The organism is Ignavibacteriota bacterium (assembly GCA_016716225.1).
GTDB lineage: Bacteria > Bacteroidota > Ignavibacteria > Ignavibacteriales > Melioribacteraceae.
In genome coordinates this window covers 361,909-381,894 of record JADJWT010000001.1, presented here as the reverse complement: position 1 = coordinate 381,894, position 19,986 = coordinate 361,909, and the positions used below count along the sequence as shown (strand labels likewise).

Annotated in this window: 17 protein-coding genes; 2 read left to right on the top strand and 15 right to left on the bottom strand. The window is 30.2% G+C overall.

Features of this window, described 5'->3' with window-relative positions; translation table 11 throughout:
• The first annotated feature begins 2 nt into the window (after positions 1–2).
• Positions 3–671, top strand: coding sequence for an outer membrane beta-barrel protein (locus tag IPM32_01660; GenBank protein ID MBK8943953.1), 669 nt, complete (start codon positions 3–5; stop codon positions 669–671).
• A 45-nt stretch (positions 672–716) separates the two neighbouring features.
• Here IPM32_01660 and sppA read toward each other — a convergent pair whose 3' ends face one another.
• Entirely contained in the window at positions 717–2,486 is a 1,770-nt protein-coding gene (sppA, locus tag IPM32_01655) for a signal peptide peptidase SppA (protein ID MBK8943952.1), read from the bottom strand.
• A 142-nt stretch (positions 2,487–2,628) separates the two neighbouring features.
• Between sppA and IPM32_01650 the strand changes: the two genes are divergently transcribed.
• A complete protein-coding gene (locus IPM32_01650) occupies positions 2,629–3,840 on the top strand; it encodes an ATP-grasp domain-containing protein (GenBank protein MBK8943951.1) in 1,212 nt (403 codons plus the stop codon).
• A gap of 67 nt (positions 3,841–3,907) precedes the next feature.
• Here IPM32_01650 and IPM32_01645 read toward each other — a convergent pair whose 3' ends face one another.
• The 14 genes from IPM32_01645 to ccsA all read right to left on the bottom strand — a co-directional run bounded on the left by IPM32_01645 (position 3,908) and on the right by ccsA (position 19,842).
• Complete coding sequence (locus IPM32_01645; protein MBK8943950.1) at positions 3,908–4,354, bottom strand: hypothetical protein; 447 nt, start codon at positions 4,352–4,354, stop codon at positions 3,908–3,910.
• Between the two features lie 58 nt (positions 4,355–4,412).
• Positions 4,413–5,009 (bottom strand): rhodanese-like domain-containing protein, encoded by a 597-nt coding sequence (locus IPM32_01640; protein ID MBK8943949.1) that lies wholly within the window; start codon positions 5,007–5,009, stop codon positions 4,413–4,415.
• A 432-nt stretch (positions 5,010–5,441) separates the two neighbouring features.
• Positions 5,442–6,875, bottom strand: a complete 1,434-nt coding sequence (locus IPM32_01635; GenBank protein ID MBK8943948.1) for a hypothetical protein — start codon at positions 6,873–6,875, stop codon at positions 5,442–5,444.
• A 201-nt stretch (positions 6,876–7,076) separates the two neighbouring features.
• Complete coding sequence (locus tag IPM32_01630; protein ID MBK8943947.1) at positions 7,077–8,417, bottom strand: sigma 54-interacting transcriptional regulator; 1,341 nt, start codon at positions 8,415–8,417, stop codon at positions 7,077–7,079.
• A gap of 63 nt (positions 8,418–8,480) precedes the next feature.
• The gene (hemL, locus tag IPM32_01625; GenBank protein MBK8943946.1) at positions 8,481–9,773 is read right to left on the bottom strand and encodes a glutamate-1-semialdehyde 2,1-aminomutase; all 1,293 of its coding nucleotides are present in this window, start codon (positions 9,771–9,773) and stop codon (positions 8,481–8,483) included.
• Between the two features lie 141 nt (positions 9,774–9,914).
• Entirely contained in the window at positions 9,915–10,898 is a 984-nt protein-coding gene (hemB, locus tag IPM32_01620; GenBank protein MBK8943945.1) for a porphobilinogen synthase, read from the bottom strand.
• A 192-nt stretch (positions 10,899–11,090) separates the two neighbouring features.
• Entirely contained in the window at positions 11,091–12,470 is a 1,380-nt protein-coding gene (hemG, locus tag IPM32_01615) for a protoporphyrinogen oxidase (protein MBK8943944.1), read from the bottom strand.
• A 9-nt stretch (positions 12,471–12,479) separates the two neighbouring features.
• Entirely contained in the window at positions 12,480–13,430 is a 951-nt protein-coding gene (hemH, locus tag IPM32_01610; protein ID MBK8943943.1) for a ferrochelatase, read from the bottom strand.
• A gap of 112 nt (positions 13,431–13,542) precedes the next feature.
• Entirely contained in the window at positions 13,543–14,919 is a 1,377-nt protein-coding gene (gene hemN, locus IPM32_01605) for an oxygen-independent coproporphyrinogen III oxidase (protein ID MBK8943942.1), read from the bottom strand.
• 6 nt (positions 14,920–14,925) lie between these two features.
• A complete protein-coding gene (locus IPM32_01600) occupies positions 14,926–15,981 on the bottom strand; it encodes a uroporphyrinogen decarboxylase (protein ID MBK8943941.1) in 1,056 nt (351 codons plus the stop codon).
• A gap of 10 nt (positions 15,982–15,991) precedes the next feature.
• On the bottom strand, positions 15,992–16,765 hold the full coding sequence (locus IPM32_01595) for a uroporphyrinogen-III synthase (protein ID MBK8943940.1): 774 nt from the start codon (positions 16,763–16,765) through the stop codon (positions 15,992–15,994).
• Positions 16,766–17,701: a hydroxymethylbilane synthase gene (gene hemC, locus IPM32_01590; GenBank protein ID MBK8943939.1), complete on the bottom strand. Its 936-nt coding sequence runs from the start codon at positions 17,699–17,701 to the stop codon at positions 16,766–16,768.
• A 6-nt stretch (positions 17,702–17,707) separates the two neighbouring features.
• Positions 17,708–18,994, bottom strand: a complete 1,287-nt coding sequence (locus IPM32_01585; protein ID MBK8943938.1) for a glutamyl-tRNA reductase — start codon at positions 18,992–18,994, stop codon at positions 17,708–17,710.
• Positions 18,995–19,017: 23 nt separating this feature from the next.
• Complete coding sequence (gene ccsA / locus IPM32_01580) at positions 19,018–19,842, bottom strand: cytochrome c biogenesis protein CcsA (GenBank protein ID MBK8943937.1); 825 nt, start codon at positions 19,840–19,842, stop codon at positions 19,018–19,020.
• Positions 19,843–19,986 lie beyond the last annotated feature (144 nt).

The following is a 19,986-nucleotide window of genomic DNA, read 5'->3' as shown; positions in this document are numbered from 1 at the left end:
TTATGAAACGAATAATTTTTTTAACGCTAATTTTATCAACTCTAATTTATGCACAGCCAAGATCATATTTTTCGAAGCAGAATCTTACTAAATCGTCTTCAATTAAATTAGGTAATTTTGGACCTTCAGCAACAGAATCCGGATTTATAATTGGTTACGAAAGCGGAAAATTTATTGATAGAAATTTTGTTATTGGGTGGAGTGTTGACTGGTTTAATAAAAATTATGTTGACCAAATTTTAGTTCAAGAATTGAATGATTATTATGGATTTTTCGATTCGGAACTAAATGAAGTTCGCGCTAAAACAAACTTGCATAGCATTCCGGTTTTATTTAATATGACAGCAAAATTTCCGATGGCACCTAGATTTTCATCTTATGTAACCGGTGGTGTTGGAGTTGAAGCATTGTTAATATTTTACAGAAATTATGAGAATCCCAATGAAGATGAATTTGAAGGCGCATTTGATTTTAATTGGAGATTGGGTTTTGGCGTTGCATATCAATTAGGAAGACATTCTGATTTTGTTGCAGAGATTACATATCATTCTTCACATCCTAGCTGGACTTATGAAATTGATGATCCGCATGTTGGAAGAAAGCAAATTTTAGAAAGAGAATTTGATATGAGTGGAGTAATGGCGAGAATAGGGTTTAAATTTTATTATTAAAATGCATAACCTCCGAGGTTTTTGAAAACCTCGGTGGTTTTATTCTTAGCGAATTTCATAATTAAAAGGTAACCTTGTTTGAATTCCGCTGTACTTCATTGCGTTAGATAATTTTTCAATTTGATTAAATTGTTCACCAAATAAATATTTATTAAAACCAATTTCAATTTTTGATGAAAACATTTCCATAATTTTCTCAAAAGTTTCTTTCTGAGTTGGGTACTCAACAATTTTATAATCTTTAATTCCGGCAGATTCCGCTGCAATTTCTAAAGCCAAATTTATTCCTCCTAAAGTATCAACCAATCCAATTTCTTTTGCATTAATTCCACTCCAAATTCTGCCTTGTCCAATTGAATCAACTTGTTCAAAAGTCATTTCTCTTCCTTCTGCAACGCGCGAAACAAAATCAACATAAATTTTTTCAATCTGGTTTTGAATATATTTTCTCTGTACTTCATTTAAAGGATTTGTAATTGTTGCCCAACCTGAATTTTCACTTGTAGAAACTTCATCAAATGTAATTCCCAATTTTTCATTAAAAAATTTCTGTGCATTTGGAATAATTCCGAATACTCCAATTGAGCCAGTTAAAGTTGTAGGTTCTGCAACAATTTTATTTGCCGCACAAGAAATGTAATAACCGCCGGAAGCTGCTAAATTGCTCATCGAAACAATAATTGGTTTTTCACTTTTTATTAATTTTATTTTTCGCCAAATTAAATCAGAAGTTAATGCAGAACCGCCGGGAGAGTTTACACGCATAACAATTGCTTTAACTCTATCATTTTTGTAAGCTTCATCAAGAGATTTTACAATATTTTCCATACCTATTGTACTTTCGTCTCCGTTTCCTTCTGTAATTTCACCGTTTGCATAAATGATAGCAATTCTATTATCACTCGAGCTATTTTGTAAATTCACCGATTTTACATATTTCTTAAATGAAATTTTTTCTACTTCATTTTCAGATGAATCGTTTACCAATTTTGTAAGAATAGATTCAACTTCATCTTCATATTTTAAATTTGTAATTAAGTCGAATTCTTTTGCATTTTCTGCAGAATTTATTTTTAACTCAGCAGAAATATTTTTTAAATCTTGTGTAGCAATTTTATTACTCACAGAAATTTCTGAAATTATTTTATCGTAAACTGAACTTAAAAATTTGTTCAATTGCAATCTGTTTTCTTCACTCATTTTATCAAGACGGAATGGCTCTGTAGCACTTTTAAATTTTCCATGTTGAAAAATCTGCGGTTCAACATCAAGTTTTTCCAATGTTTTTTTGAAGAAAGTAAGTTCAATTCCAAATCCGTCAAATTCCATATTTCCGGTTGGAGTTAAATAAATGCTATCCGCAACGCTTGCCAAATAATATGAGGATTCAGAAATTGTATTTCCGTGAGCAACAATAATTTTCTTAGAATTTTTAAAATCCAACAATGAATTTCTAATTTCAGAAAGTTTTGAAATTCCCGGAGAAACGAAATTATCTAAGTCTAAATAAATTCCTTTTATTTTTGAATCATCTTTTGCTGAGGCAATACTTTTTAATAAATCGTTTAATCCAATTACTTTTTCAAAAGAGGGAATTGTACCGAAACTAAAATTGGGTTCTTTCGAAGATCTTTCTTGTAATTCAAAATCTAATTTAATTTCCAATAGTGAATTACTTTTAATAGTAACGGTTTCTTCAGTATCAATAGTAGAAATTATTGCAAATGTGAAAATGAAAAAAAATATACCCAAAATAAAAAGTGAAATAAAAAACCCAAGCATTGCAGCAAATGTAAATTTGAAAAACTGTTTCATTTTTCCCTCAATTCAAAATTTAATTTAATGAAAGTAAATTTATGCAACTTTGCGACATTCTACAATTTTGCAATTCAAAACAATTAATATTGAAATAAAAAAAATAATTGCGCATTTTAGAAAAAACTTGAGTGAGGTATTAATGAAAACTTCAAATTCTTTAACGGTTTTATGTTTGGCAAGTTATGAAAAAGGTTTTGATTTTATGGTAAAGTGTAAAAAACTTGGAAATAGAGTATTGTTAATTACATCTCAAAGTTTGATGGAGGCAAATTGGCCAAGAAATTTTATTGATGAAATATTTTTTATTCCGGATGTTCAAAATGAATGGAATATGGAAAATGTTTTGAAAAGTGTTAGTTATTTGGCGCGCACAGAAAAAATTGATAGAATTATTGCGCTTGATGATTTTGATGTTGAGAAAGCTGCAAAACTGCGCGAGCATTTAAGAGTTGGCGGAATGGGAGAAACAACTGCGCGTTATTTTAGAGATAAATTGGCAATGCGTAAAAAAGCTGATGAAGATAAAATTTCAATCCCAAATTTTGTTCATGTGTTAAATCATGATAATATAAATAAATTTTTTGATTCAAATAATCCGCCGTACATTTTAAAACCTCGATCGCAAGCTGGTGCAATTGGTCTAAAAAAATTTTATTCCAAAGAAGAAGCATGGGAAACAATAAATAAATTAGGCGATGAACAATCATATTATTTGCTGGAACAATTTATTGAAGGAAATATTTATCATGTTGATTCAATAATTTTTAATTATAAAATTCAATTTGCTTTAACTCATGAATATGCTTTACCGCCTTTTGAAGTTGCTCATGAAGGAAGAGTTTTTTGCTCGCGTACAGTTAAATTTGGAAGTAAAGATGAAAAAGAATTACTAAAATTAAATAAGCAAGTTATAAAGTCACTTGGATTAAAAAAGGGAATTTCGCATAGCGAATATATTAAATCAAATGACGGAAAATTTTATTTTTTAGAAACTTCCGCAAGAGTCGGCGGCGCAAATATTGCAAATTTGATTGAAGAATCTTCGGGAATTAATTATTGGAATGAATGGGCAATTATTGAAAATTTAAATGATGATGAAAAATATATTTTGCCAGATGTGAAAAAAAATTATGCTGCAATTTTAATTTCATTAGCGAAACAAGAATTCCCGGATTTAAATTCATATAGTGATAAAGAAGTTGTTTGGAGATTAAATAAAAAATACCATGCGGGATTAGTTGTTGCTTCAGAAAATTATGATAGAATTACGGAATTAATAAATGATTATACAAAAAGATTTTATGAAGATTTTTTTGCATATCAGCCGATTAAAGATAAGGCTTCTAATTAATATGAAAAATATTTAAATGATAAGGAAGTGAAATTGAGTGAATTCAGTTTAATATTTGATAATAAATTTAGTTGGAAAGTTCGCGAAGTTTTTTCTTTAAGATCATTAGAACAGAATTTAATTTTGTATCGTTAGGCGCTAAAGCAGAAGCTTTTTCAAAATAATCTATTGAATTGTTGATATCGCAATAAAGCCATAATATTCCAAGAGTTTCAAAAATTGTTAAACTTTCAGATCCATATTTACTTTTATTTTCAAGATTATTAACTAATTCCGCACAAGGGCAATCGTCTTTAATTGGATCGGTGCTTAAGATATTATCAATATTTTTGTTAATAAATTCAGCAAATAATTCAAAAGCTTTTGAAAATTTACCTATTTGAGTAAGTGAAATAATTAATTTTTTTGTAGCATTAATATTATCAGGCTCATCCTTTAAAACTGTTTGGAATGCATTTGCAGCACCCAAATAATTTCTTGCCATAAAATACTGATTGCCTAACATTTCATTCATTTTGAAAAACCAATTTAATTTAAGAGCCTCAATTAAGAGGCTCTAATTCAAAATAATTTTATTGTACTAATTCAAATGCTTTTACGTCATTTGCTTCAACAAATTTTGTCCCGGGCATATTATCCCAATCAATTCCATTCATGCCATAAAGTAATGAATAAACATCATAACCTAAAACAGCTAAATATGCTGCAACTTGTGATGAAGTTTGGCCGGTATAGCAATAAACAACAATTTTTTTGTCAGTTGGTAATGTTTTTAGGAAAGTATCAAAATCCAAATCAGCTTTTGGAGCATATTGAATAGCACCGTTAATATGTTTCCAATTATAATGATCTACTGACCAATAATTAACTATGAAATAATCACTTGTGTGATCCATGACATCATTTCTTGCAATTTTCTGAGTAAATCCACCGGCAAAAATAGCTTCAACTCTTGCTCTTAAAATATCAGAAGCTGCTGATTTTCCTGTGCTAAGTGTAGGTAAATTTCCGGCTGCTGGTTTTGGGAATGCTGTTGTAACCAAATCTCCGCCTCTATTTCCTTTAGAAGTCATATTTGTATTTGAAACCCATCCTGAAGAAGTAGTTGCATTCCAACTGCACATACCAAATTTTAAATCTTTTACGTTTGTATAACCCATTGTATGCATCAATCCAGTTGCCCAGCCTGCAGTTTGTCCGCTATAGCATGCTAATACAACAGTAGTTTTATTTTGTAAATTATTTGCTTCATAATATTTTAGAACATCTGTTGGAGCAACATTTATAGCACCTTTAATATGTCCAGCTGCATAATCTGTAGCTGATCTAATATCTAGAACTACTTGATTTGCATCGTTTGCAGCTATTGAAGTGTTTACATCTGAAGCAGCAATCATAGCGGCAAAGTTATTAATTGGATTTCCGCCATCGCCTTCTAAATGTTTAACAAGTACTTCCGCTTCATTAATTGCAACAGGATCATCTTCATCTTCGTTGCAACCGGTATTTAGAAATAAAATAGGTATGATTAGTAACAAGTAAAACAATTTTCTTAATTCGTTCATTGTATCTCCTTTATAATTTTGAGTGTTTGATTTATTCTAGTTTATATCCCACCAAGCTGGAAGTTTTCCATCTACAGTATATTTTCCAGTTGCTGATTTTTCCCAAGTTTCTATTAAATCTGTTTCAAATAAATAATATTGTTTATTCTTTAAATTTCCTTCCGCATCTTTGAAAATATGACAAGCTTGCGAACACAATGGCTGTGCAACATTTTCATCTAAAGTAATTTTTGATGTGTCAGTTCTCGCAGTCCATCTTAAAATATTATGAGGAGTTGTATATTTATAAGTCGGTCTTTCATCAAAATTTGTAAGAGTTGTAACACCATAATTATCCCAGCTATCAGGAGCCATTAATGATTGGCGTAAAGTTGCCATTTTGTAAGGTTTAATTTCCGGAATAGGATTCATACCAATTTTAAATTTCTGATGTGCAACAACTCGTGCTCCACCATGCCCGCTTCCAGGTTCAGGAACGTGACAGCTTCCGCAATTATTATAATCTTGAGAATGGCAAGTTTGGCAATTGAAATCATTTATATGCATACTGTGATAATCATTTGCGGTTTCAATACCGGAATGACAATTTTCGCATTCTGGTTTTAATTTATTCTTGTATCGCTGATCATAATAATTTCCATCTCCATGAATCTCATTTTGTGTATGGCAATTCATACAAGTGAAACCGGCTTTTGTCAAATGAACATCAGGAACTGTTCCGGGTCCTTCACCAAAATATGCATGTCCGCCGCGGCTAACATGGCAAGTTGTACAATTTGCTCTCATATCCGGAGTTTTATTAAAATTATGACCGTTTATTAAACCGCCACCGCCGGCTGTTGGTCTTGTTACATGGCATTCCGCACAGCTTCCATGACATGTTTGACAATTTGCTTTATATCCATCTTTTAATTGTTGAGGTAATTGATCAAATTTGTCTTTTCCAGTTCCCAATCCGTAACGAATTGTAACCATACTTTTTTGTCCCCAGCCTTGTTCATGAGTGCTGTTGTGAGTTCTTGCAACTATATCAGGATGGCAAGATGCACATTTTTCAGTTGCATATTGAGAAGGACTTGCAATAAAATCACCGGAATGAGCTTGTTCTTTTACAATCTTAAAGTCATCATTATCAACATTTTCTACACCATTATGGCATGCAACGCAGCCAAGTTTTCCGTGCACACTATTTTTAAACTGAGTATAACCATTTCCTCGTAATGCAACTCTATCGTAAGGTTCAAAATGTGGAGCTTCGCCCCCGCAACCTGCACCACCAGTTGAAGGCGGATCAGGAGTATAAACTTTTTTTAGCAAATCATAATCGGTATGGCAACCTTCGCAAGTATTTTTGGAAAGTTCACCATTTGCTCCGGGTGTAATTGGTAATTCCTTTTCCTCATCATTACAGCTTGTAATAATTAAAACAAAGGATATCAGAATAAAAAAGTACTTTGTTAATTCCTTCATTTTTTCCCCATTTAGTTAAATTTTACATTTAGTTGCAAAAAGAATGCCAGCTAAAATATATTAAAAGAGCTGTTTATCGTATTAAATAACTAAACGTAACGTTCCATTTTCTTTAAATATTTATTAAAATGGTAGGTAATTTGTTATAAGTAAATAAGTTATGGGAATAGAAACGTTATGTTCCGAATTAGGAACGTGGAACTAATTTTCTTTTTCATTTAATCCAAATTGTTTCATTTTTCTCCAAAGAGTTGTTCTGCCAATACTTAATTCTTTGGCAGTTTTTGCTTTACTCCAATGATTTTTTTCTAAAATATCCAAAAGCTGATGTTTCTCAAATGATTCTTCATCATTTAAATATTTGTTAAAATCTTTTCTTTTAGAATTGTTTTCCTTTACAATTGGAGGAAGTTTTGCAGCAGTAATTATCTTAGAATTATTAGTTCTTACAAAAGAATATTCAATAACATTTTCAAGTTCGCGGATATTTCCACGCCACTCAAAATTTGTTATTAATTCCATTGTTTCATCATCAATATCAATAATTTCCTTTTTATAAATAAGCGAAAATTTTTTTAAGAAATGTTTTATAAGCGGAATTAAATCATCTTGTCTATTTTTTAACGGGGGTACTTCAATTGGAATTACATTTAATCGGTAATATAAATCTTCACGGAATTTTCCGGATTTCAATGCTTCATTAATATTAATATTTGTTGCGGCAATAACTCTTACATCAACACTTCTTGTAATAGATTCACCGACTCTTTCAAAAGTTCCTTCTTGCAAAACGCGCAAAAGCTGTAACTGCATTTGCAAAGGCATTTCGGCAACTTCATCTAAAAAAATTGTACCTCCATCTGCAATTTCAAATCTCCCCGGGCGATCTTTTACAGCATCGGTAAAAGCTCCCTTTACATGACCAAAAAGTTCACTTGCCAATAAGTGAGAAGGGAAAACCGAGCAATTAATTTTAATAAAAACTTTATCTTTTCTGCTGCTTGTCTGTTGAATTGCATTTGCAATCATTTCTTTTCCGGTTCCCGATTCTCCATGAATAAAAACCGGTGCATCCGAATCTGAAATTTCCTTAATCAATTCGAAAATTTCTTTCATCGGTTTACTTTTTCCAATAATTCCGTGAAAATTAGTGTCTTTTGAAAGATCTTGACCGATTCTTTCAATATCGGAAATTTCTCTAAAAGAAATTACTCCACCGATTGGCTTTTCTTCTTCATTATGCAAAACTGCGGCATTTAATTTTATTGGAATTGCGGAATCATTTGCGATTTTTATTTTTGATTCGAAATCATAGATATTTTTTTTGGAATTTAAAACTAATGCGATAGGACACTCGGTAAAACATACTTTTGATTTGAAAACATTTTTGCAAAATTGACCGATTACATCTTCTTTTTTATGACCGGTTATTCTTTCAGCAGCTTTATTAAAGAAATTAATTCTAAAATTCTTATCAACTGTAAAAACACCTTCACCTAAACTATCTAAAATATCGTCATTTTTAATTTCGTATTCTGCCATAAATCAAAATGTTTCAATTTTGAAACAAATTATTTCAAACCTATATTCAACTTATAAATTCTATTACAGAATTTCAAATAAAGATTTATAATGAGCATTAATTGTTTTATCCAAGTCTTCTTTTGAGTGAACAGTGGAAACAAATAAAGCTTCAAATTGAGCTGGTGCCAAATAAATTCCGTTTTTCAACATTTTATGAAAATATTTTCCATAAAGTTCAGTGTTAGATTTTATTGCAGAGTTAAAATTATCGACTTTTTCTTCTGTGAAAAACATACACATCATTGAACCTACTCGATTCATTGCGAAATTTTTTCCTAACTTTTCTAAATTTTTCTTAAAGCCATTTTCCAAGTATGATGATTTTTCTTCAAGCAAATTATAAATATTTGGATTTTCTTTTATGTATGATAATGCTGCAAATCCCGCATTCATTGCCAAAGGATTTCCACTTAATGTTCCTGCTTGGTAAATTGGTCCAGAGGGAGCAATTTTTTCCATTATTTCAGCTTTTCCGCCAAAAGCACCAACTGGTAAACCTCCGCCAATAATTTTCCCAAATGTTGAAAGATCGGGAGTAATTCCTAAAATTTCTTGTGCGCCGCCTTTTGCAACTCTAAATCCGGTCATAACTTCATCAAATATTAAAACAATTTTTTCTTCATCACAAATTGAACGCAACTCGTTTATAAAATTTTCTTCTACTTTTACAACACCCATATTTCCTGCAATTGCTTCAATAATAATTGCGGCAATTTCATTTTTGTTCTTTGAAATTAATTCTTTGATGGAATCAATATTATTAAATTCCGCAACTAAAGTATCTGCCGCATTTCCGGTAGTAACTCCGGGACTTGTAGGAACACCCAATGTTAATGCTCCCGAACCGGCTTTTATAAGAAAATAATCAGCGTGACCGTGATAACATCCTTCAAACTTTATAAATTTTTCTCGATTTGTAAATCCGCGCGCTGCACGAATTGCAGACATTGTTGCTTCGGTTCCGCTGTTTACCATTCTTATTTTTTCTACCGATGGAACAAGCTCGGATATGAGTTCAGCCATTTTAATTTCAATTTCCGTTGGAGCACCAAAACTTGTACCTTTTTTAATTGCTTCATTTAAAGCATTGATTATAAAATCCGGATTATGCCCGAATAAATGTGGACCCCAACTTCCGATATAATCTATAAAATCATTTCCATCGACATCAATAAAATGTGAACCTTTTCCTTCCTTTATAAATAATGGAGTTCCGCCGACAGATTTAAAAGCACGAACGGGAGAATTTACTCCACCCGGAATATACTTTTTTGCTTCTTCAAATAATTTTTCACTTTGGGAAATTTTCATAATGTTACCTTAAATTCTAAATTTTATTTTCTTCTTAATCTTACTCTTGATCTTAATCTTTATTTTAATCTTTATTCTTAAATAGTTCTCAGAGTAAGATTATGATTAAGATAAAGATTAAGAACTGAAAATTTATCACAAAAGTTATTTTATTTTATCCAAATACTTTGCTACATCTTTTGCGAAATACGTAAGAATAATATCTGCTCCAGCGCGTTTTATTGAAATTAAAGATTCTAACATAACTCGTTCTTCATCAATCCAGTTAACCTTCCCGGCAGCTTTAATCATTGAATATTCTCCACTAACTTGGTAAGCTGCAGTTGGCATTTTATATTTATCTTTTACTGATTTTATAATATCCAAATAGGCGCCGGCTGGTTTAACCATAATGATATCAGCACCTTCTGCAATATCGCTTTCCGCTTCACGCAAAGCTTCCAATGAATTTGCCACATCCATTTGATGAGATTTTCTATCACCAAATGCCGGAGTTGATTCTGCCGCTTCGCGGAATGGTCCATAATATCCTGATGCATATTTTACTGCATAACTCATTATTGGAATATTTTGAAATCCATTTTCATCCAAACCTTTTCTAATTTCTAAAATTCTTCCATCCATCATATCTGATGGTGCAATCATATCGGCACCGGCTTTTGCATGAGAAACAGCTTCTTTTACAAGTAGCGAAACAGTTTCATCATTTAAAATTTCATCACCTTTTATTATTCCGCAATGACCGTGAGAAGTGTATTCGCACAAACAAACATCTGTTATAATTAATAAATTTTTAACTTTTGATTTTATTGCACGAATTGCTTTTTGAATAATTCCATTTTCAGAATAAGCTTCTGAGCCAATTTCATCTTTATGTTCGGGAATTCCAAAAAGTATAATTGCTTTAATTCCGAGAGAAACTAATTCTTCACATTCCCTAACAATATTATCAATCGAAAGCTGATAAACATTGGGCATTGAAGAAATTTCCTTTCTAAAGTTTTCCCCCGGTGCGACAAATAAAGGATAAATCAAATCATTTTTTGTTAGAGAAGTTTCGCGAATTAAATCTCTAACAATCGGATTGTATCTCAATCTTCGCAATCTTTTTTCTGGATAATTTGCCATTTCGATTCCTATAAAATAAATTCCACTTAGTCATTCCCGAATGTTTTTATCGGGAATCTATTTTTATTATAAATTCTGGATTCCCACTTTCGTGGGAATGACATCTTATTATTCTCACATTACCTCGCTACTTAGAATGACAGCAGTGTTGTTTGTCATTACGAATCCTTTGACTAACTAATGAGAAATCTTTTATTGTGCTAAATAATCTCTAATTTTTTCAAAATTTGTGTAAGAACTTTTTATGCAATCTCCAACAGAAATTCCGCCGCGATAATTTCCACTTAAAAATATTCCGGGATTTTCATTCTCAAATTGTTCAAAATATTTTTCATGTTCGATATAACCCAAATTATATTGTGGAATTGCTTTGTTCCAAAATTTCCATTGCAATAAAGTTGGCTGAGATTTTATTCCCATTATTTCATGAAATTCTTTTAGTACAATTTTAATTTTTTCATCAACATCTGAAACTTTGAATTCCGGATTTCTTGCACCACCGACAAAAATTGTGAACGCTGCTTTATCTTTTTGTGCTCTATTTATGAAAATGGTTGAACTCCAAATTGCGCCTAGAAAACTTTTATTTTCTTTTGAAGGAATTAAAAATCCAAATCCATCTAATTTTTGAGTTATAACTTTTTTATCATAACCTAAAAATAAAACCAATACCGGCGGATAAAAAATATCATTTAAATGTTTAGTTAAATATGTATCAAATAAATTAGAAAACTTTGATAATCTGTGCGTTGGAATTGTTGATAACAAAACATCACTTGTAATTTTTCCTTTTATGCCATTTTGTTCAAGTTCAACAATTATTTTCGAATCTTGTTTTATAATATTTTCAACAATGCAATTATAAAAAATGTGTCCCTTAAAATTTTTTGCTATTGCTTTTGGAAAAGACTGCATCCCATTTATGAACGAAAACATTTTTGCACTTTGTTTTGATTCTTCATTTCTGAGTTTTCTTTCTTTCGCCCCTTTGAACATTCCCTTAATCAATCCGCCATAAACTTCTTCTAATCTATATAATTTTGGGAAAGCTGATTTCACACTTAATTTTGTTGGGTCACCGGCAAATACTCCGGATACAAAAGGATCAATTGCATTATCTAAAAATTCCTTTCCTAATCTTCGTTCAACAAATTCGGCAATACTTTGATAATATCCATCTTCTGATTTTCCAATAAATGGTTCTTTCAATAATCTTAATTTTGCAGATAAGGAAAATAATTTTGTTTGTAAAAATTTTAATGGAGAAGTAGGTAAAGGAATTAGTTTACTATTTTTTAAAATGTATCTAATATTTCCTTCTTCGTTTGCGTAAATCATTTCGTTGGATAAACCAATATCGTTAACCAATTCCTTAATTTTAGGAGTTGTTTCTAAACCGCTGTTTGGACCAAAATCAATAAGAAAATCATCAACAATTTTAGTTACCATTGCGCCGCCGACTTCAGAATTTTGCTCAAGAATAGTTACATCATATCCATCTTTTTCAAGCCAATGAGCTGTTGCTAATCCGGAAATTCCGGCACCGAGAATTGTAACTTTTTTACCTTTCATAAATTTTTCTTATAAAAATTTTATAACTTCTTCGTACAAAGCATTTACAAATAATTCTGAATTATTTAAACCTTCCATCACTATGTAATTTTCAATTCCAACTTTATCAGCAACATGCCGATATTCAATATTCAATTCAAACAATGTTTCAACATGATCCGATACAAAACTAATTGGAATAATTAACAAATGTTTTTTTCCTTGAGAAGAAAGTTCTTCAATCATTACATCAGTGGCTGGAGTAAGCCATTTTACTGGTCCAACCTTACTTTGAAAACACAAATGATGTTTGTGAGAATATTTTCGTTCTTCCACCACTTTATCAATTGTTTCTTTTATTTGATGAGAATATGGATCACCGCTTTTTACCATGCTTACGGGAGTTCCATGTGCACTGAAAACCAATTGAATATCATTTCTAATTTCTTCTGGAAATTTTAAAATTGTTTGATCGATTCTCTCATTTATTGCAGAAATATAAAATGGATTTGTTTGATAATTATTAACACGAAAAACTTTTTCGTTAGCGGCATTAAAACATCTTTCCCATTCATTAAATGATGAACCGGTTGTGGAAATTGAATAATGCGGATAGAGAGGAAGTAAAATTATTTTTTCAAAATTTTGCGATTTTATTTTCTCTGCAACTTCTTTTGTAATTGGATTCCAATAACGCATTGCAGTGAATACAAAAATATTTTCAAAATTATTTTGTAATTTTTCTTCCAACATTTTTCTTTGAATTTCCGTCCATTCGTTTAATGGTGATTTCCCGCCAATCAAATCATATTCTTTCTGAACTTTTGGTGATCGTCTACTTGAAATTATTTTTGCAAATAATTTTTGTCCGAAAGGAAGTTTGAAAATATCTTTATCAGAAAAAAGGTTGAACAAAAATGGTTCAACTGCTTCTAAAGAATCCGGTCCTCCTAAATTAAAAAGTACTACTGCAATTTTCATTTATTTTAACTTTCTTTTAATATGTCATTCCCGAATATTTTTATCGGGCATCTATAAATTTTTCAGCATTCCTCTTCGTTAGCTAACGGATAGTGGGAATAACTTCAAGTGTTTAAACTGTGCGTGAATATTTAGCTGTATCAGTTTTGCGTTCAATAAATCCATCAAAATTTATTGCGATATTTCTAACTAATAGTCTACCCATTTCTAAAACAGTAATTTTTCTATTTTCTAATTTTATTAAATTATCATCAATCAATTCAGTTAAATTTGCCAAACCAAATTTAAAATATTCATCAAAATTAATTTTGAATTTATTTTCAATTTGAAAAAAATCCAATTCGAAATCACACATAATTTTCATAATTACTTCTTTACGAATTATATCATCTAAATTCATTTCATAACCTTTTGCAATAGGGAAATTCCCTTCATCTAATATGGAAAAATATTCTTTTTCGGTTTTCAAATTTTGTGCATAAATATTTCCAAATTGACTAATGCTTGTAATTCCCAAAGCATATAAATCGGTTCCGGCATTAGTGCTGTATCCTTGAAAATTTCTATATAATTTCTTTTCACTTAATGCGATTGATAATTCATCATTCGGTTTTGCAAAGTGATCCATTCCAATAAATACATATCCAGCTTGAGTAAGTTTTGCAGCCGACATTTTTAATATTTGCATTTTTTCTTCCGGAGTTGGCAAATCTTCCGGTTTAATTAATTCCATATGTTTTTTCATCCACGGAACATGGGCATAATTAAATAGCGCAATTCTATCCGGAGAAATATCAATAATGCTTACAATAGTTTTTTCAAATTCGGAAACTGTTTGAAAGGGAAGACCGTAAATTAAATCGAGATTTATACTTTGAAATTTTAATTCACGAATCCATTCAACAACTTTTCTTGTTAATTCTTCTGGTTGAATTCTGTTTACAGCTTTCTGAACTTTTTCATTGAAATCCTGAACGCCCATACTGATTCTATTGAATCCACCTTCACGCAAAGCAGCAAGATGTTCGTAAGTTAATTCGCGCGGATCAATCTCACAACCGTTTTCCGGATTTTCAACAAAGTAAAAATTTTCATTTATATATGAAATTAAATCATTTATTTCGTTTGGCAAAAGGTGAGTTGGTGTTCCGCCGCCCCAATGTATTTGCGCAACTTTTCTTTCCGGCTTCAAATATGTTCGAAGCAAATCAATTTCATTTTTTAGATAATTTATATATTTACTAATTCGTTCGCGATTGCGAGAAATAATCATATTACAGCCGCAGAAATAACAAAGTGTATCGCAATAGGGAATATGGAAATACAACGAAAGATTATTTGGATTCTCCAAATTATTTGTGCGAATTATTTCATTAAGAAAATCTTTATGTGTAAAATTTTCATTGAATTGCGGTGCCGTTGGATAGCTTGTGTAACGCGGTCCGGGTCGATCGTACTTTCTAACTAAATCTAAATTTATATCAAACATAATTTCCTAAAAATTTTGATGAAATTTTACACTTTCCTCTTTAACAATTTTTACCAACGATTTTGCATTCTCGGGAGAAATATCCGGAAGAATTCCATGACCCAAATTAAAAATATGTCCGTTTCCATTTCCGTAGGATTGCAAAACTTTTTTAACTTCGAATCTAATTTTTTCTTCATTGCCATATAAAACGGTTGGGTCTAAATTTCCTTGAAGTGCAATTTTGTCATTTACAATTTTTCTCACATCACCTAAATTCATTGTCCAATCTAATCCTAAAACATCTGCGCCACAATTCGCTAATTTTTCCAAATTATAATGAACGCCTTTCGGAAAATAAATTATTGGTTCATCTATTCTTTTAATATTTGAAATAATTTTTGTTATGTATGGAAACACAAATTCATCAAAATCTGATGGAGATAAAATTCCCGCCCATGTATCAAAAATTTGAACAGCATTTGCACCAGCTTCAATTTTAGCAGATAAATATTCAGTAATAACAATTGAAAGTTTATCCAATAATTTATGCGCAAGTTTCGGATTTGTATAAATAAATTTTTTAATTTTTGAAAAAGTTTTTGATCCGCTTCCTTCAACCATATATGTCATCAAAGTCCAAGGAGATCCGCTGAAACCAATTAGCGGAACTCTTCCGTTTAATTCTTTTTTTGTAAGTGAAACAGCATCTAAAACATATTTTAATTCTTTTGTCGGTTCAACAATTTTTAGTTTTTCAAAATCATTTTCTGTTTGAATTGGAGAAGGGAAGATTGGTCCTTTTCCTTCGTGCATAATTAATTCCATTCCCATTGCTTCGGGAATTACAAGAATATCAGAAAAAATTATTGCAGCATCAACCTCTAAAATATCAATCGGTTGAATTGTTACTTCTGCGGCTAATTCCGGAGTTTTGCACATTGTTAAAAAATCCGCTTTAACTCTAACTGCTCTATATTCAGGTAAATATCTTCCGGCTTGACGCATTATCCAGATTGGTGTTCGTTCAACATTTTCTTTTCTGCATGCTCTAAGAAATAAATCATTTATTAATTCTGTCAAAATTCTTCCTTTAATTTTTGTAATAATATTTAATTTCTTCAATCAAATTTTTCATATCATAATTTTGCGGAAATATATTAGGTTCAATTCCTTTATCAATTAATGTTTGTTTGGTTGTTGGACCAATTACAGCAATTGTTTTTTCTGCAAAATAACTTTTCGGATTTTCAATTTCTAATATTTCTAAAAAATTATTAAATGTTGATGGACTTGTAAACACAAATAAATCCGCATTAAAATTTTCCAATTCATTAATATTAATTTCACTTTTCTTTGGAATTATATTTTGATAAACTTCACACTTTGTAACGTTTGCATTATGATTTATCAATCCATCATACAATTCATTTCTCATAATTGAGGAGCCGGGAATTAGAATATTTTTATTCGCAATTTCCAAAACTGAAATTTCACTTAATAAATCATTCGCGCTAAATTTTGTTGGAATAAAATCAATCTTAATTTTAGAATCAATTAATAATTTTTCAGTGCCTTTTCCGATCGAAATAATTTTAACTTTTTCAAAATTAATTTGAATTTGTAATTCCGAAATTCTTTGGAAAAAATATTTCACGGAATTTGATGATGTAAAAATTAGATAATCAAAATCATTTACATTTTTAAGAATTTTATCTGCTTCACAATAATCATCTAGTTTTGAAATAATAATGGTGGGAAAGTTTAGAACTTTTGCACCAAGTTTTTCAAATTCCAAAATATCATTTAACGATTGAGATTCCGAACGTGTAATAACAATTTTTATATTTTCTAAAGGTAAACTCAATTATCTAATTTTGTTAATTTCTTTCAAAATTTTATTTGCGCCAGATTTAAGTAATTCGTTAGCTAAAATTTTTCCCAACTTTTCCGCTTCAGATTTTTTCCCTTTTACTTTTGCTCTAAATGATATCGATCCGTCCAAAGATGCAACCAAACCTTCCAAATATAATCCGTTGCTTTTTACTTCTGCATAAGCGCCAATTGGGACTTGGCATCCGCCTTCTAATTTTTTCAACAGACTACGTTCAGCAATTACTGCGCAATATGTATTTTCATCATGAATTGATTTAACAATTTTTTCAGCAAATTTATTTTTTTCATTAATTTCAATTCCGAGTGCGCCTTGTCCAACAGCCGGTAAAATTTGGTCAATCGGAATTATTGAAGAAATATGTTTCTGTAATTTTAATCTTTCAACACCGGCACGTGCTAAAATTATTGCATCCCAATTGCTTTCTAACAATTTATTAATTCTTGTCGGAACATTTCCACGCAATTCTACAATATTAATATCCGGTCTTAAATGTTTTAATTGACTTCTTCTTCTCAAAGAACCCGTTGCGACAGTTGCATTTTCTTTAAGTGAAAAAATTGTTTCTTTTTTCTTTTTCGAAATTAAAACATCTTCAACATCGTGACGTTTTGTAACACATGCGAGTTTTAATCCTTTTGGAATATCAGTTTGCAAATCCTTTAAACTGTGAACTGCAATATCAATTTCATTATTTAATAATTTTATTTCTAATTCTTTTGTGAATAAACCTTTATCGCCAATTTTGGAAAGTGCAACGTCAAGAATTTTATCGCCTTTTGTGTTAATTATTTTTATTTCAACTTCAAGATTCTCATTTTTTTTCTCCAATTCTTTCTTAACAAAATTAGCTTGCCATAAAGCTAATTCGCTTCCGCGTGAGCCAAGAATTAATTTATCTTTTTTCAAATTATTTTATTCCTTATTTCCATTTTCTGAAATATTATCCAAATCAAATAAATATTTTAAAGTACTTGTATGAATATTTGTTTTGTCAAGATCATCATTGTTTTCTGCAAGTTCCCGTAATTTTTTTGTCGGATTGTGCAAAATTCTTCCGACCAATCTTTTTGTCATTTCTTCCAATTTAACAAAATCTTCATCTGAAACTTTATTTTTAATTTTGTTCAACTCATCAAATTCAATCGATTCAAAAAACGAACGTAATGATTTTATTGTTGGTACAATTCCCAAAGTGTTATACCAGTTGTAGAATCCATCAATTTCTTCATTAATTATATTTTGAACTTTCGGAATTTCATGTTTGCGTTTTTGTAAATTTTGATCAACAATAATATTCAACGAATCGATATCATTGTAAAAAACGTTATCAATATTTTTTACTTTTGGATCTATATCTCGGGGAATTGCAATATCCATTATAAATATTGGCGTTCCTTTACGTTTTGAAATTACAGATTTAATATCACTATATGAAACAATAAAATCTTTTGAACTTGTTGCGCTAATAATTATATCAAATTTATGAAGATGATTTTTAAATTCTTCAAATAAAATAGTTGAACCGGAAACTTTTTTTGCTAACTTTCCGGCTTTTTCTTCTGTTCTGTTTGTAATTGTAATTTTTCCAATGTTTCTACTATTTAAATGAATTGCAGCTAATTCGCTTGTTTCACCGGCGCCAATTATTAATGCTTCTTTCTTATCAAGATTTGCAAATATTTTTTCTATTACTTGAATTGCCGCATAACTTACAGTTACAGCTCCTTGCGAAATTAAAGTTTCTTTTATTGCGCGTTTTCCAATTCTTACGGCAACATCAAAAATTTTACGAGTTGTTGTATTGGAAAAATTTTCATCAACGGAAAGCCGGAAACTTTCTTTGCATTGACTTAAAATTTGACTATCGCCGATAATTAAAGAATCAATTCCCGAAGCTACATGAGCAATATGTCGAAGTGCATTTTCGGAATCATAACTTTCTACATTTCCGAATTCTAAATTATCAACATTTTTAAAATTTATTAATTCTGCGAAAAGTAAGTTTGGATGAATTTGATGATTTATCGGAATTCCAAAAATTTCCGTTCTGTTACATGTGGATAAAACAAATCCTTCTTTTAACAATTTATTTTTTAGTAACGAAATAAATTGTTGTTGTTCTTCTAAACTTAAATGAACGGCTTCTCTTTGTTCAATAGAAGAAGTTCTATGATTTATTGAAATTCCAATCAAATTCATAACAAAATAAAACTTAAAAAATATTAATAAAACGAATGAAAAGTTTGGGCAAAAACGTTCGAAACCAAAAGTGAAAGTATTGCAATCACAAAACCAATTAATGAAAATAAAATAACTTTTTTACCATACCATTTTGCAATTAATTTTGTGAGAATTCCAATTCCGAACACAAGCCAAACAATACTTACTGAAATTAATTTTGGATCAACATAACTAATTTTGGGGAATGCAATTGGCAGCCAAATAAATCCTATTAAGATTGATATTGTAAGAAGAATAAATCCTATAAGAACAGAATAGAAATTTAATTTTTCAAGAATTTCCAAACTTGGAAGTCTTTTAAAAATCAAACCATATCTATTGAATTTAATTTCTTTATAAAGCAGAAAAAATAATAATCCATGAACAGCTGCAATTGTAAAACCTGCATATCCGCCCAAAGCGCTAACAACATGAATTCCAAGTAATCTGTTGCGCAATACTTCTTTTACTTCAATTAAGTCTTGAATAAAAAAAGAAGAAATTAGTTGAAAAATTAGAGAAAATAAAATTATAAAAGATCCCGTTCCTCTAATATCCGTAAGTAATTCTAACAAGAAATATGAAAACCCTAAACAAAATGCCAGTACCGTAAAAATCTCAAACTTATTTGTAATTGGCGGATGATTAAATTCAATTGTTCTTAAAATTAAATAAAGTAAATGAAGTAAAAGTGTAATGAATAAAAATATTCTTTTAGCATTGTGAACTTTGCTATCGTCTTTTATAAAATCATAAAGATAAATTCCCAATGTTAGTGAATATAAAATTGGGAGAATTATATTTAATGAATGGATTGTATCTATCATATTTACTATTTACAAAATTTTATAAAATTACAATTGAAATTTTACATGTGTAAAATTACTCATTTCTTATGAATTAATTTTGTGAAAAATATTTTCCAAAAGGTATTTGAAAATTAAATAAAACAAAAAAGGCATCCGATTGAA

Coding starts and splice junctions, on each gene's coding strand:
- IPM32_01660 (MBK8943953.1), top strand. CDS start 3: ATGAAACGAATAATTTTTTTAACGCTAATTTTATCAACTCTAATTTAT.
- sppA (MBK8943952.1), bottom strand. CDS start 2,486: ATGAAACAGTTTTTCAAATTTACATTTGCTGCAATGCTTGGGTTTTTT.
- IPM32_01650 (MBK8943951.1), top strand. CDS start 2,629: ATGAAAACTTCAAATTCTTTAACGGTTTTATGTTTGGCAAGTTATGAA.
- IPM32_01645 (MBK8943950.1), bottom strand. CDS start 4,354: ATGAATGAAATGTTAGGCAATCAGTATTTTATGGCAAGAAATTATTTG.
- IPM32_01640 (MBK8943949.1), bottom strand. CDS start 5,009: ATGCATACAATGGGTTATACAAACGTAAAAGATTTAAAATTTGGTATG.
- IPM32_01635 (MBK8943948.1), bottom strand. CDS start 6,875: ATGAAGGAATTAACAAAGTACTTTTTTATTCTGATATCCTTTGTTTTA.
- IPM32_01630 (MBK8943947.1), bottom strand. CDS start 8,417: ATGGCAGAATACGAAATTAAAAATGACGATATTTTAGATAGTTTAGGT.
- hemB (MBK8943945.1), bottom strand. CDS start 10,898: ATGGCAAATTATCCAGAAAAAAGATTGCGAAGATTGAGATACAATCCG.
- hemG (MBK8943944.1), bottom strand. CDS start 12,470: ATGAAAGGTAAAAAAGTTACAATTCTCGGTGCCGGAATTTCCGGATTA.
- hemH (MBK8943943.1), bottom strand. CDS start 13,430: ATGAAAATTGCAGTAGTACTTTTTAATTTAGGAGGACCGGATTCTTTA.
- hemN (MBK8943942.1), bottom strand. CDS start 14,919: ATGTTTGATATAAATTTAGATTTAGTTAGAAAGTACGATCGACCCGGA.
- IPM32_01585 (MBK8943938.1), bottom strand. CDS start 18,994: ATGAATTTGATTGGAATTTCAATAAATCATAGAACTTCTTCTATTGAA.
- ccsA (MBK8943937.1), bottom strand. CDS start 19,842: ATGATAGATACAATCCATTCATTAAATATAATTCTCCCAATTTTATAT.